We start from the raw sequence: 21,816 nt of genomic DNA, 5'->3' as shown, positions 1-21,816 counted from the left end.
CCAGGAGGAAGACAGTGCCGACCTACCAGTACCAGTGCACCGAGTGCGGCGAGGGCCTCGAGGCGGTGCAGAAGTTCACCGACGACGCCCTGACCGAGTGCCCCAACTGCAGTGGCCGCCTGAAGAAGGTGTTCTCCGCGGTCGGCATCGTCTTCAAGGGCTCCGGCTTCTACCGCAACGACTCCCGCGGCTCCTCGTCGAGCAGCAGCCCGGCGTCGAAGCCGTCGAGCACGACGTCCTCGACGTCGTCCGGCTCGTCCTCGTCCGACTCGAAGCCGTCCTCCACGAGCTCCGCCAACAGCTCCGCGGCCTGATCACTCCTCCCCGGACCCTGCCGTCGTACGACGGCGGGGTCTTCGGCGCTTGCGGGCACCGGATCCCCCCGCGGTTTCACCGCCCGCTAGTGTGCTGGTCATGGCGAACGCAGAGATCGGCGTAATCGGCGGCTCGGGCTTCTACTCGTTCCTCGACGACGTGACCGAGGTCCAGGTGGACACCCCCTACGGGCCGCCCAGTGACTCCCTCTTCTTCGGTGAGATCGCCGGCCGGCGGGTCGCCTTCCTGCCCCGGCACGGCCGCGGGCACCATCTGCCGCCGCATCGCATCAACTACCGCGCCAACCTGTGGGCGCTGCGCTCCGTCGGCGTCCGGCAGGTGCTGGGCCCCTGCGCCGTGGGCGGGCTGCAGCCGGAGTACGGCCCCGGCACCCTGCTGGTGCCGGACCAGTTCGTGGACCGTACGAAGTCCCGGGCGCAGACGTATTTCGACGGATTGCCGCGGACCGACGGCACCGTGCCGAACGTCGTGCACGTCTCCATGGCCGACCCCTACTGCCCCACGGGACGCGCTGTCGCCCTGAAGGCGGCCCGTGGGCGGGACTGGGAGCCGGTGGACAGCGGCACCCTGGTCGTGATCGAGGGGCCGCGATTCTCGACGCGCGCCGAATCGTTGTGGCACCGGGCGCAGGGCTGGTCGGTCGTGGGCATGACCGGTCATCCGGAGGCGGCGCTCGCCCGGGAACTGGAGCTGTGCTACACGTCGCTGACCCTGGTCACCGACCTCGACGCGGGTGCCGAGACCGGCGAGGGCGTCTCCCACGAGGAGGTGCTGCGGGTGTTCGCCGCCAACGTGGACCGGCTGCGCGGGGTGCTGTTCGACGCGGTGGCGGCGCTGCCGGAGACCGGGGCACGGGACTGTCTGTGCGCGAGCGCGCTCGGCGGAATGGACCCGGGCTTCGCGCTGCCGTAGCGCGCCGCGGGGACGGCTGACCGGAATTCACCCTTCGGGTGGGCGAGTTATCCACAATGCGCCTGTGGCCCACCGGCTCCGGCGGGATTCGGCGCGAGGCCCCATCGTGGCGTCGCAAGCCGAATTCCTCGTCGCAGGCGGTGATGTCCATGCCTCGGTCCTCGTCCCCGAATCCGTCCCCCACTCCGTCCTCGCCCCCGCCGCTTCTCCCTCTTCCGCCTCCCCTGCGGCTCCCGCGTCCCCTGGGCACGGACGCCCCGGCGATCCGCGAGGTCCCCGCATTCCCTCCCGTGCGCGTGCGCGGCGGGCGACATCGGCTGCACCGGCTCGTACGGCACCGCAGGCGGGCCATCGCGGCCGGCCTCGCGACGACGGCGGCCGCGCTGCTCGCGGCGGGGCCGCGCACCGGCGCCGAACCGCACCGCGTGGAACAGGCCCGCGGTCACCCGGTCACGGCGCCCGCACGCCGGCCCGCGGCCGTGGACGTGGTGACGGCGCCGGTGCGGATCGCCGACGCGGCCACGGTCCGACTCCTGCGGCCCGGCGACCGTGTCGACGTCATCGCCGCCGAGGACCCGTCGGCCGGGGGCGTCGCCCGGGTGCTCGCGCGCGGTGTACGCGTGACCGAGGTGCCCGAACCTCTGGAGGGCGGGGCCGAGAGCGGGGCGCTGGTCGTGCTGTCGGTGCCGCGTGTCACGGCGGCCCGGCTCGTCGGCGCGAGCGCCACGGCACGTCTGGCGGTGACGCTTTGCTGAACCGGCTCGGGCGGTGTCCCCGCGGCCTGCCGTCCGGTGGCTCCCTCAAGCGACGGGATTGGACACCATGGCCTCACCGTGCCGTAGGTTGCGGAGCGTTTCGTTCCACACCCTGTGCATGTGAGGAGAGTCCCCGAGGTGAGCGAGAAGAAGGAACCGAGCGTCTTGCACGGCTTCAAGGCCTTCCTGATGCGCGGCAACGTCGTCGATCTGGCGGTCGCGGTGGTCATCGGCGCGGCCTTCACCAACATCGTCAACTCGGTGGTGAAGGGCGTCATCAACCCGGTGGTCGGCGCGATCGGCAGCACAGAACTCGACCAGTACAGCTCCTGCCTGATCCCGCAGTGCAACGGCAAGGAAGGCATCCACATCCTGTGGGGCTCGGTGCTCAGCGCCACGCTCAACTTCCTGATCACCGCAGCGGTCGTCTACTTCCTGATGGTCCTGCCGATGTCGAAGTACCTGGCGCGGCAGGCGGCCCGCAAGGCGGCGCGGGAGGGCACCAAGGAGGTCATGGACGTGACCGAGCTGGAGGTGCTCAAGGAGATCCGCGACGCGCTGGTCGCGCAGCGCGGAGCGGGGCACGACCAGCGCTAGCGGCGCCGCCGCGGACGGCTCAGAGGTGGTGGGGCGGCTTCTCGTCGAGGAAGCGCTTCAGGTCGGCGGCGCTGTCGGCGTCCGAGCGCTCGCCCCAGCCGCGATCGGTGTCGTCCGAGGACTGCTGGTCCAGCGGGTCGTCGAAGACCAGCGCGGGCTTCGGGGCGCGGGGCTCGGATTCGGGGGCGGTGCTCATGCCCCAAGGGTACGGTCCCGATGCCCTCGCCCAGCTCTCCCGGGTCCCTGCCCGAAGGCCCGGTGCGCGTCGGCCGGCGGCCGAGAAGCGGCATCTGACCCGGTGCTTTGGACGAGACCTTGGGTCGCCGCTTCTTTGTGAATCCGTGCACAGGATTTCGGACCGGATTTCTGCTGTCCTGGGAGGCATGACGTCGAGTTCCGCTCCGGCGCCCGCCTCCTCGGGCGCACCACGGCCCTCCGGTCCCCTGCGACGGCTCACCGCGCGCGGGCGCGACGAGGCGCACCGGGTCTCCTCCCCGCTGGAGCTCTTCTTCGACCTGTGCTTCGTCGTGGCGATCGCACAGGCGGGAGTACAGCTGGTGCACTTGGTCGCCGCAGGGCACGCCGGCGACGGAATCCTCAACTACGCCATGGAGTTCTTCGCCATCTGGTGGGCGTGGATGAACTTCACCTGGTTCGCCTCGGCGTACGACAACGACGACGCGCTCTACCGGGTCGTCACCCTGCTGCAGGTCGCCGGAGTCCTCGTGCTGGCCGCCGGGATCTCCCGGGCCGTCCAGCATCACGACTACCTGGCGATCTGGCTCGGCTACGTGATCATGCGGCTGGCGATGGTCACGCAGTGGCTGAGAGCCGCGAGATCGGCCGAGGGCGCCGAGAGAACCACGGCGGTGCGGTACGCGTGCGGCGTGCTGCTGTGCCAGGTCGGCTGGCTCGGGCTGGTGCTGCTGCCCGGTCCCGCGCGGCCCTGGGTGTTCCTCGTGATGGCGATCGCGGAGATGTGCGTGCCGCTGTACGCCGAGAGGGGGCACGAGACCTCCTGGCATCCGCACCACATCGCCGAGCGGTACGGCCTGTTCACCATCATCGTGCTCGGCGAGACGATCGCCGCGGCCACCGTCGCCGTGAAGTCGGCCGTGGACGAGCACAACGCGCTGGGCGAGCTGCTGCCGATCGCGGTGGGCGGGCTCCTGATCGTCTTCGCCGCGTGGTGGATCTACTTCGTGGTACCCATCCACGCCCGCCTGCGCGCCAACGGGCAGGCGTTCCTGTGGGGTTACGGCCACTACCTGATCTTTTCCTCGGCCGCGGCGATCGGCGCGGGCCTTGAGGTGGCCGTGGAGCACGCGGTCGGCAAGACGCAGATCTCCACGCTGTCCGCGTCGGCGGCCGTGACACTGCCGACGGCGCTGTATCTGCTCACCGTCTGGGCACTGCACGCGCGGCACTTCAAGATCGGCATCGGCCAGCAGCTGGTGCTGCCGGTCGCGGCGCTGCTGGCGATCTGCTGCACCTTCCTGGGCAACTGGGCGGTGCTCGCGGCGGGGCTCGTGTCCTCGGCCGCGGTTGCGACCGGCGTGGTGCTGACGGCGCGTACGGCCCGCCGCGGACACGGGGCGAACGCCACCGCTCCGGCCGACTGAGCCCTCCCGGGGCGCCCGGCGGGCGAGACTGGCGTCCATGACTGTTGACGCAATCACGGACGTGGCCGGGCTGCGGGTGGGGCACGCCTCACGCCGCGGGGACGGCTGGCTCACCGGCACCACGGTCGTCCTCGCTCCGGATGGCGGCGCGGTCGCCGCCGTGGACGTACGCGGCGGTGGCCCCGGCACCAGGGAGACCGACGCGCTCGACCCGCGCAACGTGGTGCACCGGGTCGACGCCGTCGTGCTGACCGGTGGCAGCGCGTACGGGCTCGACGCCGCGTCCGGCGTGATGGCCTGGCTGGAGGAGCGGCGACGGGGCGTGCGGGTGGGCCCGGACCCGGCGCACGTCGTGCCGGTCGTGCCCGCCGCGTGCGTCTTCGACCTGGGGCGCGGCGGGGATTTCCGTGCGCGGCCGGACGCGGCGACCGGACGGGCGGCGGTGGAGGCCGCGGCGGCGAGCGCGCCGGGCGCCCGGGTGGCGCAGGGGTGCGTCGGAGCCGGCCTGGGCGCCGTGGCCGGGCGGATCAAGGGCGGGGTGGGTACCGCGAGCGCGGTGCTCGACTCGGGGATCACGGTCGCGGCGCTGGTGGTCGTGAACGCCGCGGGGTCGGTGATGGAACCCGGGACGGGGGCGCTGTACGGGGAGTTGTCGCAGGGACGGATGGAATGTCCCGAAGAGCGGGTGCACGAGGCGGCGCGCCGACGCCTCGACGAGGCCGCCGCCAAGAACGCGCCGCCGCCGCTCAACACGACGCTGGCGGTGGTCGCGACCGACGCGAGTCTCTCCAAGGCGCAGGCACAGAAGGTGGCGGGCACGGCGCACGACGGGATCGCGCGTGCCGTACGGCCGGTGCACCTCATGAACGACGGCGACACCGTGTTTGCGCTGGCGACCGGCGCGCGCCCGCTCGCCGAGCACCCGCTGGAGCTCAACGCCGTCCTCGCCGCCGGGGCGGATGTGGTGACGCGCGCGATCGTGCGGGGCGTGCGCGCCGCGGAGTCGGTCACCGGGCCGGGCGGGGCGTGGCCGTCGTACGGGGAGTTGTACGGGGCGTCGTAGGGAGGGCGGGGCCCACGGTTCGCGCCCTCACCCGTGCACTCCTGTCCGGGTGCCCGCCAACGGCTGCCCCCTGGCGTCACGTTGGGGACATGGCCTGGCGGGAAACGGGAACCGGGCCCGCCTCCAGGGGTTGAATTGTCGCGGTTCTGTCACGTGATGGCGTTCATGGGGAACGGGTGGGAACCTTTCCGGCCGCCAAGGCCCTCTTTCTCCACGCACTGGAACGGATCACGCACATCACACGAACCTGGAGCAGCCCGTGACAACGCCGGACATTGCAGCGCGGCGCGCACTGGGGGCCTGTGCCGCCCTGATGGTCGGCGCCCTCACCCTGACCGCGTGCGGTGGCGACGCCAACGCCACCAGCGACGACAAGGGCGGCAAGGACTCCCCCAAGGCGTCGGTGGCCCAGGTCGTGATCTCGGCCAAGGACGGTTCGACCGGCGCGTCCATCAACGCGACCGGGGTGAAGGTCAGCGGCGGCAAGCTGACCGACGTGAAGATGAGCGTCGCGGGGACGGGGCAGGCCGTGGCCGGGGCGATATCGGCGGACGGCAGCAGCTGGAAGCCGAAGGAGCAGCTGGAGCGCGGGACGAAGTACGAGATCGACGCGACCGCGAAGGACGCCGACGGGCGTACCACCGCGACCAAGTCCATCTTCACCACCGTCACGTCGGCCGACAGTTTCGTCGGCACCTACTCCCCCGACGACGGCACCACGGTCGGGGTGGGCATGCCGGTGTCGTTCACGTTCGACAAGTCGATCACCGACAGGAAGGTCGTGCAGTCGCACATCACGGTCAACTCCAGCAGCGGCCAGCAGGTGGTCGGGCACTGGTTCGGGGACCGGCGGCTGGACTTCCGGCCGCAGGAGTACTGGAAAGCCGGCTCCAAGGTCACGATGAGGATCGACCTGGACGGGGTGCAAGGCGCCAAGGGCGTCTACGGGGTGCAGAAGAAGACCGTCTCCTTCACCGTCGGGCGGTCGCAGGTCTCCACCGTCGACGCCAACACGCAGACGATGACGGTGGTGCGGGACGGCACGACGATCAAGACGATTCCGATCTCCACCGGCAGCCCGGACCACACCACGTACAACGGGCAGATGGTGATCTCCGAGAAGTTCACGCAGACCCCCATGGACAGCCGGACGGTCGGCCTCGGCAACGCCTACAACATCCCGGACGTGCCGCACGCGATGCGCCTGACGAGCTCCGGCACCTTCATCCACGGCAACTACTGGTACAACAGGGGCAATCCGCCCTTCGGTCACGAAGGCACCAGCCACGGCTGCGTCGGGCTCGCGGACGTACAGGGCGGGCAGAGCGCCACACCGGCCAAGTGGTTCTTCGACAGCTCGCTCATCGGTGACGTCGTGATCGTGAAGAACTCCCCGGACAGCACGGTCGCACCGGACAACGGGCTCAACGGCTGGAACATGTCGTGGGGCGCCTGGACTGCGGGAAGTGCCCTCTGAGCGGCGGGTTTTGACGTCACGTAGGGCCGCGCGGGAATTCTTCGCGCGGCCCGCGCGTTTTCCCGGCGTACGTTTTCTCGGTTCCCGGACATGATGTCCGACCGAGGGGCTACGGTATGCACCCACAAGGTGACATGCAGCAACGCCGGGAGAAACCTTGAGCGTTCCGTACGAGACGGCAGCGTACGAACCAGCCGAGTCGCCCGAGTCTCCGGAGGAGCATCTCGCGCGACTCCTCGGCCGTGCCCTGAACTCGTTCGAGCTGCCCGACGAGGTGATACGGCAGCTCGACTGCGCGCTGGCGCACGACAGTTCGCTGCACTCCGCGCACCACAGCGCGGGACTGCATCGGGAGACGTACCGGCACACCTGGCTGCTCTCCGACGGTTCCGCGGTCACGCTGTGGGAGCTCGTGCACAACTCCACGCCGGGCGGCGCCTCCGAGCACGAGGTGTACGTCGACGAGGAGGAGCTGCAGGCGGCCTCGGCGCGGCTCGGAACGCCACCGGACGCGCCGGAGTTCGAACTGCCGGCGCTGATGCGGCTGTGGGCGATCCCGGAGCCTCGGCACGCGTTCGCCTCCGGCGACTCGGCGGACCACGTGCGCCGGCTGCTGCGCCGTGCGGAGAACGCCGACCGGCCCGGCGCGGAGACGGCGGCGCTGCTGGCGACGGCGACCGCGCACGAGATCGCACAGGCGTTCGGGCGCCCGAGGCGGGCCGGACGCGCGGGGCTGAGCTACGCGCTGTACGAGCACGCGTTCCTGCTGCCGGACAGCAGCGAGGTCTCCCTCTGGGAGGTCGAGCACACGGCGACGCCCGACGGGCGGCACATGTGCGAGGTGTACATGTCGGAGGACGCGGCCCGGGACGCCATGGAGCGCCGCGCGGCGCGGCAGGGATAGCGCGGGCGCCGGCAGCGCCCGGTGCGGGGGCTTCAGCGCTGTGGGGCCGTTCCCCCGTCAGCCGTTGGCGAGTTGCCGTACCAGCCCGGCGAACGCGGCCCGTTCGGCCGGGGTCAGTTCGACGGACTCCAGCGGGGGGCCCACGCGCCGCTGGCGCGGCAGGGCGGGAAGCGGGGCGGAGCTGCGCCGGGCCGGGGCCCGGAGGCCGGGGCGGCGCAGCAGGCGCGTCAGTACGGCGGCCCATACGACGGCCGCCGCGGCGAGGACGGCCACGCCGATCAACTGGAGAGTCGGGACGTGCTCAGGCATGCGTCCCAGTACACACCACGGTCCGGGACTTTGATCCCGGACCGTGACGTATCTCGCAGGTGCCGTGAACAACTCACAGCGAACTAAAGGGACAAGGTGTGGCGGGAGGTGGTGCGCCGGTCAGGCCGCCACGGGCTGCTTGGTCTCCTTCGTCGGGGTGGCCGGGTTCGCGGCGGGGTCGGTGGTCGTGTTCTCGGGGGCCTGCTTGCGCATGCCCTTGAGGAGGACGACCAGGGCCGTGGTGGCGCAGACGCCGGCCGCGATGGCGACGAGGTACAGGAACGGGTTGCCGATCAGCGGGACCACGAAGATGCCTCCGTGCGGGGCGCGCAGGGTGGCGCCGAAGGCCATCGACAGGGAGCCGGTGAGCGCGCCGCCGACCATCGACGAGGGGATCACGCGCAGCGGGTCGGCCGCCGCGAACGGGATCGCACCCTCGGAGATGAAGGAGGCGCCCAGCACCCAGGCGGCCTTGCCGTTCTCGCGTTCGGTCCGTGTGAACAGCCTGCCGCGCACGGTGGTGGCCAGGGCCATCGCCAGCGGAGGGACCATGCCGGCCGCCATCACCGCGGCCATGATCTTCATCGCGGAGTCGCTCGGGTTCGAGACCGCGATGCCCGCGGTGGCGAAGGTGTAGGCGACCTTGTTGACCGGACCGCCCAGGTCGAAGCACATCATCAGGCCGAGCAGGGCGCCGAGCAGGATCGCGTTGGTGCCGGTGAGGCCGTTCAGCCAGCCGGTGAGGCCCTTCTGGGCGCTGGCGATGGGCTTGCCGATCACGACGAACATCAGGAACCCGACGATCGCCGAGGAGATCAGCGGGATCACCACCACCGGCATGATGCCGCGCAGCGCCGCCGGGATGTCGATCCGCTGGATGGCCAGCACCACGCCACCGGCGATCAGACCGGCCGCCAGGCCGCCGAGGAAGCCCGCGTTGATGGTCAGCGAGATCGCACCGCCCACGAAGCCGGGGACGAGGCCGGGCCGGTCGGCCATGCCGTAGGCGATGTAGCCGGCCAGGACGGGGACCAGGAAACCGAAGGCCACGCCGCCGATCTGGAACAGCAGGGCGCCCCAGCTGTCGGCCTGGGTCCACATGAAGTGGTCCATCACCGAGGGCGCCTTGTTGATCTTGTAGCCGCCGATCGCGAAGCCCACGGCGATGAGGAGGCCGCCCGCGGCGACGAACGGAACCATGTAGCTCACGCCGCTCATCAACCACTTGCGGAGCTTGGTGCCGTATCCCTCGGTGGAGTCGCCCGCGCGCTCGACCGGGGTGCTGCCCGACGCGGACGCCGGCGCGCTCGCCTCGCCGCGCGCCGCCTTCCCGCGCACGTCGGCGATGAGTTCGGCGGGGCGGTTGATGCCCGCCTTCACTCCGACGTCCACGGTCGGCTTGCCGGCGAAACGGTCCTTGTCGCGGACGGGGACGTCGTGCGCGAAGATCACGCCGTCCGCCGCCGCGATCACCGCCGGGTCCAGCCGGGTGAAGCCGGCCGACCCCTGTGTCTCGACGACGAGTTCGACGCCCGCGTCACGGCCGGCGTTCTCCAGGGACTCGGCCGCCATGTACGTGTGCGCGATACCGGTCGGGCAGGAGGTGACGGCGACGATACGGAAGGGGCGCTCACCGGGGTCCGTTGCGGGGGCGGCGCCCGCGGGGGTCACCTGCGCCGGGGCGGACGCGCCCGCGGCGGGCGCAGTGGTCTCCGCCGTGGTGTCCGCCGCGGCGCCGGCGGAGGCCGCCACCGGCGCCGCAGCGGAGTCTTCGGAAGCGCCCCCGGCATCCGCAGTGCCCACGGCGCCCTGTGCAGCGCTCGCCGCAGCGTTCGCGCCCTCCCCCGAAGGCTCCGCCGGCGCGTACGCCGCACTCGGCGTCTCGTCCCCGCGGATCAGCGCCGCCGCCGTCTCCGCCTCGGTCACCGCGCGCAGCGCCGAGGTGAACTCGGTGTTCATCAGCTGCCGGGCCAGCGAGGAGAGGATCGTGAGATGGGCGTCGTCGGCGCCGGCGGGTGCCGCGATCAGGAAGATCAGGTCGGCCGGACCGTCGGCCGCGCCGAAGTCGACGCCGGCGGCGCTGCGACCGAACGCGAGGGTCGGCTCGGTGACATGGGCGCTGCGGCAGTGCGGGATGCCGATGCCGCCGTCGAGGCCGGTCGGCATCTGGGCTTCGCGGGCGGCCACGTCGGCGAGGAAGCCGTCCAGGTCGGTCACCCGGCCCTTGGCCACCATGCGTTCGGCGAGGGCGCGCGCCGCCGCTTCCTTGGTGTCGGCGGACAGGTCGAGGTCGACCAGGTCCGCGGTGATCATGTCGCTCATCGCGGGCTCCTATGCACGCGTATCGCCCGGGGAGTGGGGTGGGCGCAGTCAGGGACGGGGATGCTGTGGGGGGAAGCGGTGCGGATGGGGGTGGCGGCCGTGGTGAGTGACGGGGACTCTCCCCACGGCCGGGACGGGGCGGTCGTACGGCGGCGGGTCAGGGCTTTCATGGCGCCGGCTCCGTCAGTTCGCGGTCGAGCGGGATCTCGGCCGTGACGGTCACCGCCGCCGGGTCCAGGTCGCCCGGGGTCGGCATGACGCTCCCGGGCAGTTGGACGGCGGCGGCACCGTGGGCGACGGCGGAGGCGAGGGCCTCGGGGCCGCTGCCGCCCGCGATCAGGAAGCCGGCGAGGGAGGAGTCGCCGGCGCCGACGTTGCTGCGGACGGTGTCCACGCGCGCGGTGGCGAACCACGCGCCCGTGTCCTCCACGAGGAGCTGCCCGTCGGCGCCCAGGCTCGCGAGCACGGCACGCGCGCCCATGCCACGCACCTGCTCTGCCGCCTTGAGCGCGTCGCCCACGGTGGCCAGGGGGCGTCCTACGGCCTCGGCGAGCTCCTCGGCGTTGGGTTTCACCACGTCCGGCCGGGCGCGCAGCGCCTCGAGCAGCGCACGCCCCGAGGTGTCCAGGGCGATACGCGCGCCTCCGGCGTGCGCCCGCGTGACGACATCGGCGTACCAGGCGGGCGCGAGACCCCGGGGCAGGCTGCCGCAGCACGCGATCCAGTCGGCGTCCCGAGACTGTTCGCGGACGGTGTCCAGGAGGAGTTCCTGTTCGGCCGGGGACAGTTCGGGACCCGGAGCGTTGATCTTCGTCAGCACCCCGTCCGCCTCCGCGAGCGCGATGTTGGAGCGGGTGGAGCCGGTGATCGGGACGGGCGCGACCTCGATGCCCTGCGCGTCGAGCAGGTCGGCGATGAGCGCTCCCGGCGCACCACCCAGGGGCAGAACGGCCACCGTGCGCCGGCCGGCGGCCGCGACGGCGCGCGAGACGTTCACGCCCTTGCCGCCGGGGTCCATGCGCTCGGTCTCGGCCCGGATGACCTCGCCGCGCTTGAGGGCCTGGACCTCGTAGGTGCGGTCGAGGGAGGGGTTGGGGGTGACGGTGAGGATCATGCGCGCACTACTTCCGTGCCGCCGCGCTCGATGACGGCGGCGTCTTCGGGGCTCAGCCCGTTGTCGGTGATCAGCAGGTCCACGTCGCTCAGGTCGCCGAAGCGGGCGAAGTGCTCCTGGCGGTGCTTGGCGGAGTCGGCCAGCAGCACCACGCGGCGGGCGGCGGCCACCGCGGCCCGCTTGACCGCGGCCTCGGCGAGGTCCGGGGTGGTCAGGCCGTGTTCGGCGGAGAAGCCGTTCGCGGCCACGAACAGCACGTCGGCACGGATCTCGCCGTACGCGCGGAGCGCCCAGGCGTCCACGGCGGCGCGCGTGCGGTGCCGTACGCGCCCCCCGACGAGGTGAAGCTGGATGCCCGGGTGGTCGGCCAGGCGGGCGGCTATGGGCAGGCTGTGCGTGACGACGGTGAGGGAGGCCTCCAGCGGGATCCCGGCGGCGACCCGGGCGACCGTCGTACCGGCGTCGAGGATCATCGTGCCCTCGGTCGGCAGTTCGGCGAGGGCGGCCTTGGCGATGCGGTCCTTCTCGTCGGCGGCGGTCGACTCGCGTTCGGTGAGGTCCGGTTCGAAGTCGAGGCGGCCCGCCGGGATGGCACCGCCGTGCACCCGGCGGACGAGGCCGGCGCGGTCGAGGGCCTTCAGATCGCGGCGGATCGTTTCCGCGGTGACCTGGAACTCCTCGGCCAGCGACAGCACGTCCACCCGGCCGCCGTCACGTGCGAGCCGGAGGATCTCCTGCTGCCGTTCCGGTGCGTACATGTCGTTGGCCTCCGCCTGTGTCCGTTCACTTCCGACTGATGCCCGAACGTGTGGTTTCGATGCGAGGCTACGCCGGGATTTCCGGAAAGTAAACAGGTTCAGACTTCAACCGGGCATGATCGGGCTTCCGACCGTGTCCGCACCAGCAGAGCGGCCCGGCACCTGGTCGGTGCCGGGCCTTCGACGTGCCTGGTCAGGGCACCAGCTCGGGTTCCTTCTCCGGCACGGCCAGCTCCTCTTCCGCCGCCCCCTCGACATGCTGCGCGGGCCGCTTCGGCAGGGCGGACATCAGCAGGAAGATCACGCCCATGATCCCGGCGACCCACCACAGCGCGTGCTGGAAGGCGTGCACGAAGGCCGGGCCGACCCGGGCCGGGGACAGCCGGTCACCGATCTCACCGAAGAACACCACCGACACGAGCCCCAGACCGAGCGCGTTGCCCATCTGCTGCACCGTGTTGATCAGCCCGGACGCGGAACCGGCGTGCTCGCGCGGCACCTCCGAGAGCACCGCGTCGGTCAGCGGGGCGACGATCAGCCCCATCCCCGCGCCCATCACGACCAGCGGCAGGGCCATCTGCCAGGAGGCGACGGTGAGCCCGTACCGGTGTGCCTCCCCCAGGTAGAGCAGTACCCCCACGCCCATGATCAGCGCGCCCGCCTGGAGCACCTTCCGTCCGAACCGCGGGACCAGCTTCTGCACCGACATCCCGGCCGCCGTGGACACCGCGAGGGAGAACGGCACGCCGGTCAGCCCCGCCCGCAGCGGGCTCCAGCCCAGGCCGATCTGCATGTACAGCGTCCAGACCAGGAAGAAGATGCCGAGTGCGACACCGAAGACGGTCTGTACGGCGATGCCCGCGGCGAAGCTCTTCACCCGGAAGAGGGACAGCTCGATGAGCGGGGAACCGTCCCTGGCCGCCTTCCGTTTTTCGTACGACACCAGCGCCGCGAAGACGGCGAGCGCGCCGGCCATGCAGACGTACCCCCACAGCGGCCAGCCCAGCTCGCGGCCGCGCGTGAGCGGGTAGAGCAGCATCAGCAGGCCCAGCGAGACCAGGGCGACACCGACGAGGTCGAGCTTCAGCGCCCTGGGGGCCTTCGACTCGGTGATGAAGCGGCGGCCCAGGATCCAGGCCAGGACGCCGACGGGGAGGTTGATGAGGAAGATGGGCCGCCATTCGAGGCCGAACAGGTTCCACTCGGTCAGCAGCGCGCCGAGCAGCGGTCCGGAGACCGCGCCCAGACCGACGATCGCGCCGAACAGGCCGAACACCTTGCCCCGTTCGTGGGCGGGGAAGGTGGCATGCACGATCGACAGCACCTGCGGCACCATCATCGCCGCCATACCGCCCTGCAGGATCCGCGAGGCGACCAGCATCTCCGGGTTCGCGGCGAAACCGCACAGGGCGGAGGCGAGAGTGAAGCCGCTGACACCGATCAGGAACAGCCGCTTACGGCCGTGGATGTCGCCGAGACGGCCGCCGGTGATCAGACCCGCGGCGAAGGCCAGGGCGTAGCCGGCGGTGATCCACTGGATCTGGCTGACCGATGCGTGGGCGCTCCGCTGGATGGACGGAATGGCGATGTTGACGATCGTCACGTCCACCAGGTCCATGAAGGCCGCGGTCATGACGATCGCGAGGGCGACCCAGCGCGCCCGGTCGGGAAGGGTGGTGGGCAGCATCGTGGGAGTGTCCGTGACGGTCCGGCTGTCCGTGGTCCGTGGCCGGTCGCGCAGTTCCCCGCGCCCCTGCTCGGCGTTGCGGTCGATCGAGGTCATGGAGTGACCGTAGGGCCCCATTAGGTCAGATCATGACCTAGTCGTACGGCATTCTCGCCTGTATGACCACCGACACACCCGCCCGGCTGCTGCAACTCCTCTCGCTCCTCCAGACGCCCCGCGAGTGGCCCGGCGGAGAACTCGCCGAGCGGCTCGGAGTGTCGCGTCGTACCGTGCGGCGGGACATCGACCGGCTGCGGGAGCTGGGCTACCCGGTGCAGGCCACGAAGGGCGCGGACGGCGGGTACCGGCTGGTCGCGGGCAAGGCGATGCCGCCGCTGGTGCTGGACGACGAGGAGGCGGTGGCGATCGCCGTGGGGCTGCGGGCCGGCGCCGGGCATGCGGTGGAGGGCGTGGACGAGGCGTCGGTACGGGCCCTGGCCAAGCTGGAGCAGGTGCTGCCGGCCCGGCTGCGCCACCGGCTGTCCACACTGCAGGCGGCTACCACGGCGCTGACCAGCGGGGACGGGCCGAGCATCGCGCCGGAGACACTGACCGTGATGGCGTCGACGGTGGCGGGGCACGAGCGGCTGCGGTTCGCCTACCGCGACAGGGAAGGCGGCGAGTCGCGGCGGCTGACCGAGCCGCACCGGCTGGTGTCGACCGGCCGGCGGTGGTATCTGGTCGCCTACGACCTCGACCGCTCCGACTGGCGGACCTTCCGGGTGGACCGGGTGAGCGAGCCGTTCGCGACCGGAGCACGGTTCGCTCCGCGGGAGCTGCCTACGGGGAGCGCCGCCGAGTATCTGCGGCAGTCCATCCACCGGCGGCAGGAGACGTACGAGTTCGCGGTGCGGTTCGCCGCACCGGCGCAGCAGGTCTCCGCGAAGGTGCCGGCCTGGGTCGGGGTGCCGGAGGACGACGGCGAGGGCGGTTGCGTGCTGAGCGGCATCTCCGGGGACCCGGTGGACTGGCTGGCAATGCGGCTGGCGATGACGGGGTACGAGTTCACGGTGCGGACACCGGATGAACTCGTGGCGTGCGTCCGGGAGTTGGGGGGACGACTGAGTCGGGCGGGAGCGGGCGGTTCCGGGGACGGGGCATCGCGGTGACGACCTGACCTCGACCGGCCCTAGCCCTCCACGCCCTCCCACTGAAAACCCCGCAAGGACGCGAGGTTGCGCAGCGCCAGGGCCGCGGGGCCTTCCGGGCCGGTGGGCGGGGAGGAGGTGGCGGCCCAGGACTCCACGGCCACGCGAACGGCTGCGCCCGCGACGGCCGCGGCGAAGCGGAGGTCCGGGGTGGCCGGCCGCGAGTCCGACAGGACCGATCGGGGGTCCGGGGTGGCCGGTGCAGGGGTCGCTGGGCGCGAGGCAACGTTGTCGCCGGGGCCCCTGTGTCGCCCGCCCGCCTGGCGCCCAGCGCCCGCCCCGCCCTCATCGACACCGCCCGCTTCCCCGGCCTCGGCTTCGTCGACTCCAACTCGGTGCCCTCCAGCCTCCGTTGACCGCATCCGGGCCGCAAGGACGTCGGCCAGGGTGCGGTCCGATTCCTGGCAGACCTCGGCCCAGACCTTGCGCAGGGCGGGGCTGGTGCCGGCCAGGCGGATCAGGGTGCGGACCCATTCCCAGGACGCCGCCGAGACGCCCGCGCCGGGGGTGAGGGTGTGGTGGACGGCGTGTTCCAGGGCCTCGGGGACCGTGAGGTGGGCCGGGGCCGAGCGGACCGCTTCCGCCCAGCGCTGGGCGCCCGCCGCGTAGAGGGGGGCGACCGCTTCCTCCTTGGTGGCGAAGTAGCGGTAGAACGTCCGCGGTGCGATGCCCGCGGCCTGCGCGATGTCCTCGGCGCGGGTCGCCTTCAGGCCCTGGCGGACGAACAGGGCGGCCGCGGCGCGGGCGATCTCCATCCGGGTCTCGGCCTTCCGGCGCTCGGTCAGCGAAAGGGGCGAGGAGGCGGAAATCTGCTGGTGGGAGGTGCCGGAGGTGCTGCCGGAGGTGGTGCTCATCCCGGCAGATTATGTCCCTGTGGCAGAATCTGCCATCCGGCGGTCCACCCCGGGGTTCAGGTACGGGGTGGGCCGCCGTCCAGGACGGGCCACCGTCCCCTCACCCGCGCAGACTTGAGTCTCCCGCAAGCAGACTTGGGTCTCCCGCAAGGGGCGAGCCGAGGGTGGGGCTCATGCACGGCGGCACCTACCCGATCGGTGAGCTGGCCCGACGTACCGGGCTGTCGGTCACGACGATTCGCTTCCAGGCCCGACCCCGGCCGGTTGTCGCCGCTACGGCCCCGAGGCCGTCGCCCGGCCGGCGCTCGTACGGACGCTGCGCGAGCTCGGCCTCGGCCTGGAGGTGATCCGGCGGATCGTGGACCGACCGCTCGCCCTCGTCAACGGCCGGCCGGTCCCGGTGCCTTTGACGCCGTCATCGACTGGGCGGCGAGTGCGCTGCGGGTCCGGGCGGCAGTGGCCTGATGAGGTCCTGTGCGCAGCGGACAGCAGGTGACCCGAGAGGACCCTCAAGTCGGGAACAGGGTCTCGCAGTTGACGAACCGTGAGCCTGCGGCGCGCGGATACGGCGGAGACAGCCGACACAAATGAAGCCGGGTCTCGGCACCCGGGGGGTGGGTACCGAGACCCGGCTCGGGAAGGTCCCGGCGCCGGGGGGGGATGTGCGTCGGGACGTGGCTGTGGGGGCGTGGGTCGTGCCGAGTGGGCGCGTGGGTCGGCCGGTCTGTGTGGTGCAGGGGGAGTGCGGTTCCCGGGCCTGGCTGCTGTGGGGCCCGGAGAGGTTGTTCCCGCGGGCCCGGGAGTTGAAGCGATGGGACCACGCCATGTTTGCGCCGTCTTCCGCGACCGGCGTGCGCTCCCCCAGGCACCGTACGCCCACAGGGATCACACGCGCCCCGGCGAGCGGCACGTCCGCAGACACCCCGGGCCCCGGCGCACCGTACGCCCACGGGCGCCGCAGGCCGGCAACCGCCAAGCGTGGGGGCGTGCCCCAAGCACGCCGTACCCGCACCCGACGGCGCCCGGCCCTCTCACGGCACCGGCGCCGGCTCCCCGCACCGAACTCCGTTACGCCGCCGCGTCGAAGCCGGTCTGGCGGGCCAGCTTCTTCAGTTCGAGCAGGGCGTGCTTCTCGATCTGGCGGATGCGCTCGCGGGTCAGGCCGTGCTCCTTGCCGACCTCGGTCAGGGTGCGCTCGCGGCCGTCCTCGATGCCGTAGCGCATCTTGATGATGGAGGCCGTGCGCTGGTCCAGGCGGCCGATCAGGTCGTCCAGTTCCTCGCTGCGGAGCAGCGTCAGCACCGACTGTTCCGGCGACACCGCGGACGTGTCCTCCAGCAGGTCGCCGAACTGGGTCTCGCCCTCGTCGTCCACCGACATGTTCAGCGAGACCGGGTCACGGGCCCAGTCGAGGACGTCGATGACGCGCTCCGGACTCGCACCCAGCTCCTTGGCGATCTCCGCGGGCTCCGGGTCGCGGCCGTTCTCACGGTTGAACTCGCGCTGCACGCGGCGGATGCGGCCCAGCTCCTCCACCAGGTGGACGGGGAGCCGGATGGTGCGGGACTGGTCGGCGATGGAGCGGGTGATGGCCTGACGGATCCACCAGGTGGCGTACGTCGAGAACTTGAAGCCCTTGCGGTAGTCGAACTTCTCGACCGCGCGCACCAGTCCGGCGTTGCCCTCCTGGATCAGGTCGAGCAGGGGCAGGCCGCTTCGCGGGTAGCGCCGGGCCACCGCCACGACCAGGCGGAGGTTGGAACGGATGAAGACGTCCTTCGCCCGCTCACCGGCGGCCACCAGCGCCTGCAGCTCCTCGCGGGAGGCGGTCGAGGCCGACTCCTCCTCACCGTCGAGGATCTGCTGCGCGAAGACACCCGCCTCGATGGTCTGGGACAGCTCGACTTCCTTTGCGGCGTCGAGCAGCGGCGTACGCGCGATCTCGTCGAGGTACATGCCGACCAGGTCGCGGTCCGCGATCTCGCCGCCGTGTGCGCGAACACTGCTTGCCGAGTCGGCCGTCTCGCCGGTGGCGGACTGACGACGGGCGACGGCACGGGTTGCCATGCGTGCTCCCTTGCGATGGTGGGCTGGCGGGTGGTCCTGCTGAACGCTCGGCAGCGGGGGGAGTGTCTCTGGCGACTCTCTCCGAGTGCCCTGCATCCGACGGAAACAACGACTGGAATCCGGACAGAATTCCCAACCCGCACCCCAATTTTTCTGATCATGCAGTACCCTGTTCCGCCACATGGGAGGCGAGATGCCGACGGAACGTACAGAGGCGCAGGTCAGACCAGGAGTCGAGGGGGATCTCGACGCCCTCACGGCGATCTACAACCACTACGTACGCGAGACGGCCATCACATTCGATACCGCGATCTTCACTCCGGAAGAGCGCCGCCCTTGGCTGCTCTCCCACCCGGAAGACGGCCCGCACCGCCTGATGGTTGCCACGTGCGCGGAGTCACAGGAGATTCTGGGGTACGCCACATCCAGCCCTTACCGGCCGAAGCCCGCGTACGGCACGTCCGTGGAGGTCTCGGTGTATCTCGCCCCGGACTCCCCCGGAGGCGGCACCACCGGCCGGCGCGGCATCGGCACGCTGCTCTACGACGCCCTCTTCCATGCGCTGGCCGACGAGGACGTGCACCGCGCCTACGCCGGGATCGCCCAGCCCAACGAGGCCTCCGAGCGGCTGCACGCCCGCTTCGGCTTCCGGTACGTCGGCACGTACCGCGAGGTCGGCCGCAAGTTCGGCCGCTACTGGGACGTGGCCTGGTACGAGAAGGACCTGTAGCCCGCGCCGGCGGTCAGCCGAACTGCACGGACCGCTTCGCCATCCCCATCCAGAACCCGTCGATCACGGACTTCTGCGCGTCGAGCTCACCGCCGGCCTCCGCCGCGCCCATGGTGACGAAGAGCGGGGCGAAGTGTTCGGTACGGGGGTGGGCGTAGCGGCCGGCCGGGGCCTTGTTCAGGAAGTCGAGCAGGGCGTCCCAGTCGCGGGCCTGGAGGGCGCGGCGGCCCCAGTCGTCGAACTCGGAGGACCAGCTCGGCACACCGGACCCCGCGTATCGCAGGGCGGCCAGATTGTGGGTGAAGAAGCCGGAGCCGACGATCAGCACGCCCTCGTCGCGCAGCGGCGCGAGCTTGCGGCCGACGTCCATCAGGCGGACCGGGTCCAGGGTGGGCATGGAGATCTGCAGGACGGGGATGTCGGCGGCGGGGTACATCTCGACGAGCGGGACGTAGGCGCCGTGGTCGAGACCGCGCTCGGGGATGTCCTGGACGGGGATGCCGGGGGCACGCAGCAGCTTGCGCACGGATGCGGCCAGCTCGGGTGCGCCGGGGGCGTCGTAGCGCACCTGGTAGTAGTGCTCGGGGAAGCCCCAGAAGTCGTAGACGAGCGGGACCGTCCGGACCGCGCCCACCGCGAGCGGGGCCTCCTCCCAGTGGGCGGAGACCATGAGGATCGCCTTGGGGCGGGGCAGGCCGGCGGACCAGGCGGCGAGCTCACCGGGCCAAATGGGGTCGTCGGCGAGCGGCGGGGCGCCGTGGCTGAGGTACAGGGCGGGCATGCGCTCCGGCCCGGCGGCGGGCTTCTCCTGGGCGGCGGTGGACATGGCAGCGGCTCCCGTGGACGACATTGCTTTAACTCTCAAGTTGTACGTCGACGGTACGCCTTACTTGTTCAAGTTTCAAGGAGATGCCTCGTACAGTGGGACACATGAACACGGCACCCGACTCCGCCGCGCGGCCCCGCTGGCTCACCGACGAGGAACAGCGCGTCTGGCGCGCCTATCTGCACGCCACCACCCTGCTGGAGGACCACCTCGACCGGCAGTTGCAGCGCGACGCGGGCATGCCGCACATCTACTACGGGCTGCTCGTCGGCCTCGCCGAGGCCCCGCGCCGGCGGCTGCGGATGACCGAGCTGGCGATGCAGGCGAAGATCACCCGCTCCCGGCTGTCGCACGCGATCGCGCGGCTGGAGAAGAACGGCTGGGTGCGGCGCGAGGACTGCTCCTCCGACAAGCGCGGCCAGTTCGCGGTGCTCACCGAGGAGGGCGCCGAGGTGCTCAGGCGTACCGCGCCCGGCCATGTGGCCGCCGTACGGCAGGCGATGTTCGAACGGCTCAGCCCGGAACAGCAGAAGGCCCTCGGCGAGATCATGGAGATCGTCGCCGAGGGCCTCCAGCCCAACGAAGCGGGTGCGGACCTGCCCTGGCTCCGCTAGCGGTTCACGGTCAGTGGGCCACCACCGGCACCGGCAGCTCGTCCTCGGCGCCCGCGCCCTCGCCGACGATCACCTCGGTGCCGCCCGGGCGGCCGGCGTTGACGAAGGTGAAGGCGATCAGGGCGGCCAGAGCCAGGATGCCGACGGCGAACCAGATCGCGGTGCTGTAGCCGTGCACCATGCCCTGGAGCTGCACCAGCTGCTGCTGGGGCCTGGCGGTGGCACCGGCGATGTGGTCCTTGATGTACGAGGTGGTCGCCGAGGCGGCGATGGTGTTCAGCAGGGCGGTACCGATCGCGCCGCCCACCTGCTGCGAGGTGTTGACCATCGCGGAGGCGACACCGGCGTCCCGGGGCTGGACGCCCTGGGTGGCCAGGGACATCGCCGGCATGAAGGCCGTACCCATACCGAGACCGAGCAGCACCATCGCGGGCAGCAGCTGGGTGCCGTACGCGGAGTCGACCTTCAGCTGGGTCAGGATCAGCATGCCGAGCGCGGCGACCAGGAAGCCGGGGCCCATCAGGAAGCGGGCCGGGATCCGGGTCATCAGCCGGGTGCCGATCTGGGTGGAGCCGGTGATCATGCCGGCCACCATCGGCAGGAAGGCGAAGCCGGTCTTGACCGGCGAGTAGCCCTTCACGACCTGCAGATAGTAGGTCAGGAAGAGGAACAGACCGAACATGCCGATGATCGCGAGGCCGAGGGAGAGGTAGATGCCGCCGCGGTTGCGGTCGGTCACCACGCGCAGCGGCAGCAGCGGGGCCTTGACCCGGGACTCGACGACCACGAAGGACAGCAGCAGTACCGCGGACGCGACGAACATCGAGACGGTCACGCCGTCGCCCCAGCCGTCGGACTCGGCGCGGGTGAAGCCGTAGACGAGCGCGACCAGGCCGAGGGTGGACAGGATCACGCCGGGGATGTCGAGCGGGGAGCGGTTGCGGCCGCCCTCGGGCTCACGGATGACGAAGTAGGCACCGGCCGCGGCGACGACGGCGAACGGGACGTTCACGAAGAAGGTCCAGCGCCAGTTCAGGTACTCGGTGAGGAAACCGCCGAGGATCAGGCCTACCGCACCGCCACCGCCGGCGATCGCGCCGTAGATGCCGAACGCCTTGGCGCGCTCCTTGGCGTCGGTGAACATCACCGCGAGCAGGGACAGCGCGGCCGGGGCGAGCAGGGCGCCGAAGACGCCCTGGAGGGCGCGTGCACCGAACATCATCGGGCCGGTGGTGGCGGCACCGCCGAGCGCGGAGGCGAGGGCGAAGCCCGCCAGGCCGGTGACGAAGGCGCGCTTGCGGCCCCACTTGTCGGCGATCCGGCCGCCGAAGAGCAGCAGGCCGCCGAAGGCGAGGGCGTAGGCCGTGACGACCCACTGCCGGTTGCCGTCGGATATGCCGAGGTCGGTCTGGGCGGAGGGCAGGGCGATGTTCACGATGGTGGCGTCGAGGACGACCATCAGCTGGGCGAGCGCGATGAAGACGAGCGCCTTCCAGCGGTTGGCGTCGCCGGCCGGCGCGGCGGCGCCGCGAGCCTTGAGGGCTGTTTCGGACATGGGGATACCCACTTCGGGACTTCGTGACGGAAAATGTGCGGGAAAGATCGAGAAAAGAGGGAGCAGGGCGAAAAAACGGAAACTCAGGGTGCGGCTCGTCGACGGTGACGGCCGGAGCGCCGGGTCG

General features: G+C 71.5%; 21 protein-coding genes and 1 pseudogene. 12 read left to right on the top strand and 10 right to left on the bottom strand.

Translation table 11 applies throughout. The annotated features are described in order from the left end of the window. Positions 1-14 precede the first annotated feature (14 nt). The 4 genes from AB0L59_RS24985 to mscL all read left to right on the top strand — a co-directional run bounded on the left by AB0L59_RS24985 (position 15) and on the right by mscL (position 2,600). The gene (locus tag AB0L59_RS24985; RefSeq protein ID WP_365587522.1) at positions 15-314 is read left to right on the top strand and encodes an FmdB family zinc ribbon protein; all 300 of its coding nucleotides are present in this window, start codon (positions 15-17) and stop codon (positions 312-314) included. Positions 315-414: 100 nt separating this feature from the next. After that, positions 415-1,248: an S-methyl-5'-thioadenosine phosphorylase gene (locus AB0L59_RS24980; RefSeq protein ID WP_365587519.1), complete on the top strand. Its 834-nt coding sequence runs from the start codon at positions 415-417 to the stop codon at positions 1,246-1,248. 149 nt (positions 1,249-1,397) lie between these two features. After that, positions 1,398-2,003 (top strand): hypothetical protein, encoded by a 606-nt coding sequence (locus tag AB0L59_RS24975; RefSeq protein WP_365587516.1) that lies wholly within the window; start codon positions 1,398-1,400, stop codon positions 2,001-2,003. A gap of 138 nt (positions 2,004-2,141) precedes the next feature. Continuing rightward, on the top strand, positions 2,142-2,600 hold the full coding sequence (gene mscL, locus AB0L59_RS24970; protein ID WP_365587513.1) for a large conductance mechanosensitive channel protein MscL: 459 nt from the start codon (positions 2,142-2,144) through the stop codon (positions 2,598-2,600). 19 nt (positions 2,601-2,619) lie between these two features. Here mscL and AB0L59_RS24965 read toward each other — a convergent pair whose 3' ends face one another. Next, the gene (locus AB0L59_RS24965; RefSeq protein ID WP_365587510.1) at positions 2,620-2,796 is read right to left on the bottom strand and encodes a hypothetical protein; all 177 of its coding nucleotides are present in this window, start codon (positions 2,794-2,796) and stop codon (positions 2,620-2,622) included. 187 nt (positions 2,797-2,983) lie between these two features. Here AB0L59_RS24965 and AB0L59_RS24960 point away from each other — a divergent pair, with 187 nt between their 5' ends. The 4 genes from AB0L59_RS24960 (at position 2,984) to AB0L59_RS24945 (ending at position 7,666) form a co-directional block, all read left to right on the top strand. Then, on the top strand, positions 2,984-4,222 hold the full coding sequence (locus tag AB0L59_RS24960) for a low temperature requirement protein A (RefSeq protein ID WP_365587507.1): 1,239 nt from the start codon (positions 2,984-2,986) through the stop codon (positions 4,220-4,222). A gap of 37 nt (positions 4,223-4,259) precedes the next feature. Continuing rightward, on the top strand, positions 4,260-5,285 hold the full coding sequence (locus AB0L59_RS24955) for a P1 family peptidase (RefSeq protein WP_365587504.1): 1,026 nt from the start codon (positions 4,260-4,262) through the stop codon (positions 5,283-5,285). Between the two features lie 259 nt (positions 5,286-5,544). Further along, positions 5,545-6,762, top strand: a complete 1,218-nt coding sequence (locus tag AB0L59_RS24950; RefSeq protein ID WP_365587501.1) for an Ig-like domain-containing protein — start codon at positions 5,545-5,547, stop codon at positions 6,760-6,762. 157 nt (positions 6,763-6,919) lie between these two features. Beyond that, positions 6,920-7,666 carry a DUF6227 family protein gene (locus AB0L59_RS24945; protein ID WP_365587498.1) on the top strand — a complete coding sequence of 249 codons (747 nt, stop codon included), beginning with the start codon at positions 6,920-6,922 and terminating at the stop codon, positions 7,664-7,666. A gap of 57 nt (positions 7,667-7,723) precedes the next feature. On the opposite strand, the gene AB0L59_RS24940 is transcribed toward AB0L59_RS24945, so the two are convergent. The 5 genes from AB0L59_RS24940 to AB0L59_RS24920 form a co-directional block, all read right to left on the bottom strand. Further along, on the bottom strand, positions 7,724-7,975 hold the full coding sequence (locus AB0L59_RS24940) for a hypothetical protein (protein ID WP_365587495.1): 252 nt from the start codon (positions 7,973-7,975) through the stop codon (positions 7,724-7,726). Between the two features lie 120 nt (positions 7,976-8,095). Next, entirely contained in the window at positions 8,096-10,297 is a 2,202-nt protein-coding gene (locus AB0L59_RS24935) for a fructose-specific PTS transporter subunit EIIC (protein WP_365587492.1), read from the bottom strand. A 166-nt stretch (positions 10,298-10,463) separates the two neighbouring features. Next, on the bottom strand, positions 10,464-11,411 hold the full coding sequence (gene pfkB / locus AB0L59_RS24930; RefSeq protein WP_365587490.1) for a 1-phosphofructokinase: 948 nt from the start codon (positions 11,409-11,411) through the stop codon (positions 10,464-10,466). After that, positions 11,408-12,169, bottom strand: coding sequence for a DeoR/GlpR family DNA-binding transcription regulator (locus AB0L59_RS24925; RefSeq protein WP_365587487.1), 762 nt, complete (start codon positions 12,167-12,169; stop codon positions 11,408-11,410). Before AB0L59_RS24925 ends, pfkB begins: the two co-directional genes overlap by 4 nt. A 193-nt stretch (positions 12,170-12,362) precedes the next feature. Continuing rightward, entirely contained in the window at positions 12,363-13,856 is a 1,494-nt protein-coding gene (locus AB0L59_RS24920; protein ID WP_365587930.1) for an MFS transporter, read from the bottom strand. Between the two features lie 158 nt (positions 13,857-14,014). Between AB0L59_RS24920 and AB0L59_RS24915 the strand changes: the two genes are divergently transcribed. Next, the gene (locus AB0L59_RS24915) at positions 14,015-15,004 is read left to right on the top strand and encodes a YafY family protein (RefSeq protein WP_365587484.1); all 990 of its coding nucleotides are present in this window, start codon (positions 14,015-14,017) and stop codon (positions 15,002-15,004) included. Positions 15,005-15,024: 20 nt separating this feature from the next. On the opposite strand, the gene AB0L59_RS24910 is transcribed toward AB0L59_RS24915, so the two are convergent. Beyond that, positions 15,025-15,897: a TetR family transcriptional regulator gene (locus AB0L59_RS24910; protein ID WP_365587481.1), complete on the bottom strand. Its 873-nt coding sequence runs from the start codon at positions 15,895-15,897 to the stop codon at positions 15,025-15,027. Positions 15,898-16,070: 173 nt separating this feature from the next. On the opposite strand from AB0L59_RS24910, the pseudogene AB0L59_RS24905 reads away from it, so the two are divergent. Continuing rightward, positions 16,071-16,276, top strand: a pseudogene (locus tag AB0L59_RS24905) (MerR family transcriptional regulator); the annotation flags it as partial. A gap of 689 nt (positions 16,277-16,965) precedes the next feature. On the opposite strand, the gene AB0L59_RS24900 reads toward AB0L59_RS24905, so the two are convergent. Next, on the bottom strand, positions 16,966-17,964 hold the full coding sequence (locus AB0L59_RS24900) for a sigma-70 family RNA polymerase sigma factor (RefSeq protein ID WP_365587478.1): 999 nt from the start codon (positions 17,962-17,964) through the stop codon (positions 16,966-16,968). Positions 17,965-18,157: 193 nt separating this feature from the next. Here AB0L59_RS24900 and AB0L59_RS24895 point away from each other — a divergent pair, with 193 nt between their 5' ends. Further along, on the top strand, positions 18,158-18,694 hold the full coding sequence (locus tag AB0L59_RS24895) for an N-acetyltransferase family protein (RefSeq protein ID WP_365587476.1): 537 nt from the start codon (positions 18,158-18,160) through the stop codon (positions 18,692-18,694). Between the two features lie 13 nt (positions 18,695-18,707). On the opposite strand, the gene AB0L59_RS24890 is transcribed toward AB0L59_RS24895, so the two are convergent. Continuing rightward, the gene (locus AB0L59_RS24890) at positions 18,708-19,475 is read right to left on the bottom strand and encodes a class III extradiol ring-cleavage dioxygenase (RefSeq protein ID WP_365587927.1); all 768 of its coding nucleotides are present in this window, start codon (positions 19,473-19,475) and stop codon (positions 18,708-18,710) included. Between the two features lie 149 nt (positions 19,476-19,624). Here AB0L59_RS24890 and AB0L59_RS24885 point away from each other — a divergent pair, with 149 nt between their 5' ends. After that, positions 19,625-20,134, top strand: coding sequence for a MarR family transcriptional regulator (locus tag AB0L59_RS24885; protein ID WP_365587473.1), 510 nt, complete (start codon positions 19,625-19,627; stop codon positions 20,132-20,134). 10 nt (positions 20,135-20,144) lie between these two features. On the opposite strand, the gene AB0L59_RS24880 is transcribed toward AB0L59_RS24885, so the two are convergent. Continuing rightward, positions 20,145-21,689: an MFS transporter gene (locus tag AB0L59_RS24880; protein WP_365587470.1), complete on the bottom strand. Its 1,545-nt coding sequence runs from the start codon at positions 21,687-21,689 to the stop codon at positions 20,145-20,147. Between the last annotated feature and the right edge of the window lie 127 nt (positions 21,690-21,816).

The organism is Streptomyces sp. NPDC052109, from assembly GCF_040680195.1.
In the GTDB taxonomy this organism is placed as follows: Bacteria; Actinomycetota; Actinomycetes; order Streptomycetales; family Streptomycetaceae; genus Streptomyces.
Note: the sequence above shows the minus strand (reverse complement) of the source record. Positions and strands in the feature narration are given on the sequence as shown.

What these genes read in the sequence shown, in the direction of transcription:
- AB0L59_RS24980 (WP_365587519.1), top strand. Translation starts at nt 415, where the DNA reads ATGGCGAACGCAGAGATCGGCGTAATCGGCGGCTCGGGCTTCTACTCG.
- AB0L59_RS24975 (WP_365587516.1), top strand. Translation starts at nt 1,398, where the DNA reads ATGCCTCGGTCCTCGTCCCCGAATCCGTCCCCCACTCCGTCCTCGCCC.
- AB0L59_RS24965 (WP_365587510.1), bottom strand. Translation starts at nt 2,796, where the DNA reads ATGAGCACCGCCCCCGAATCCGAGCCCCGCGCCCCGAAGCCCGCGCTG.
- AB0L59_RS24960 (WP_365587507.1), top strand. Translation starts at nt 2,984, where the DNA reads ATGACGTCGAGTTCCGCTCCGGCGCCCGCCTCCTCGGGCGCACCACGG.
- AB0L59_RS24955 (WP_365587504.1), top strand. Translation starts at nt 4,260, where the DNA reads ATGACTGTTGACGCAATCACGGACGTGGCCGGGCTGCGGGTGGGGCAC.
- AB0L59_RS24940 (WP_365587495.1), bottom strand. Translation starts at nt 7,975, where the DNA reads ATGCCTGAGCACGTCCCGACTCTCCAGTTGATCGGCGTGGCCGTCCTC.
- AB0L59_RS24935 (WP_365587492.1), bottom strand. Translation starts at nt 10,297, where the DNA reads ATGAGCGACATGATCACCGCGGACCTGGTCGACCTCGACCTGTCCGCC.
- pfkB (WP_365587490.1), bottom strand. Translation starts at nt 11,411, where the DNA reads ATGATCCTCACCGTCACCCCCAACCCCTCCCTCGACCGCACCTACGAG.
- AB0L59_RS24925 (WP_365587487.1), bottom strand. Translation starts at nt 12,169, where the DNA reads ATGTACGCACCGGAACGGCAGCAGGAGATCCTCCGGCTCGCACGTGAC.
- AB0L59_RS24920 (WP_365587930.1), bottom strand. Translation starts at nt 13,856, where the DNA reads ATGCTGCCCACCACCCTTCCCGACCGGGCGCGCTGGGTCGCCCTCGCG.
- AB0L59_RS24915 (WP_365587484.1), top strand. Translation starts at nt 14,015, where the DNA reads ATGACCACCGACACACCCGCCCGGCTGCTGCAACTCCTCTCGCTCCTC.
- AB0L59_RS24910 (WP_365587481.1), bottom strand. Translation starts at nt 15,897, where the DNA reads ATGAGCACCACCTCCGGCAGCACCTCCGGCACCTCCCACCAGCAGATT.
- AB0L59_RS24900 (WP_365587478.1), bottom strand. Translation starts at nt 17,964, where the DNA reads ATGGCAACCCGTGCCGTCGCCCGTCGTCAGTCCGCCACCGGCGAGACG.
- AB0L59_RS24895 (WP_365587476.1), top strand. Translation starts at nt 18,158, where the DNA reads ATGCCGACGGAACGTACAGAGGCGCAGGTCAGACCAGGAGTCGAGGGG.
- AB0L59_RS24890 (WP_365587927.1), bottom strand. Translation starts at nt 19,475, where the DNA reads ATGCCCGCCCTGTACCTCAGCCACGGCGCCCCGCCGCTCGCCGACGAC.
- AB0L59_RS24885 (WP_365587473.1), top strand. Translation starts at nt 19,625, where the DNA reads ATGAACACGGCACCCGACTCCGCCGCGCGGCCCCGCTGGCTCACCGAC.
- AB0L59_RS24880 (WP_365587470.1), bottom strand. Translation starts at nt 21,689, where the DNA reads ATGTCCGAAACAGCCCTCAAGGCTCGCGGCGCCGCCGCGCCGGCCGGC.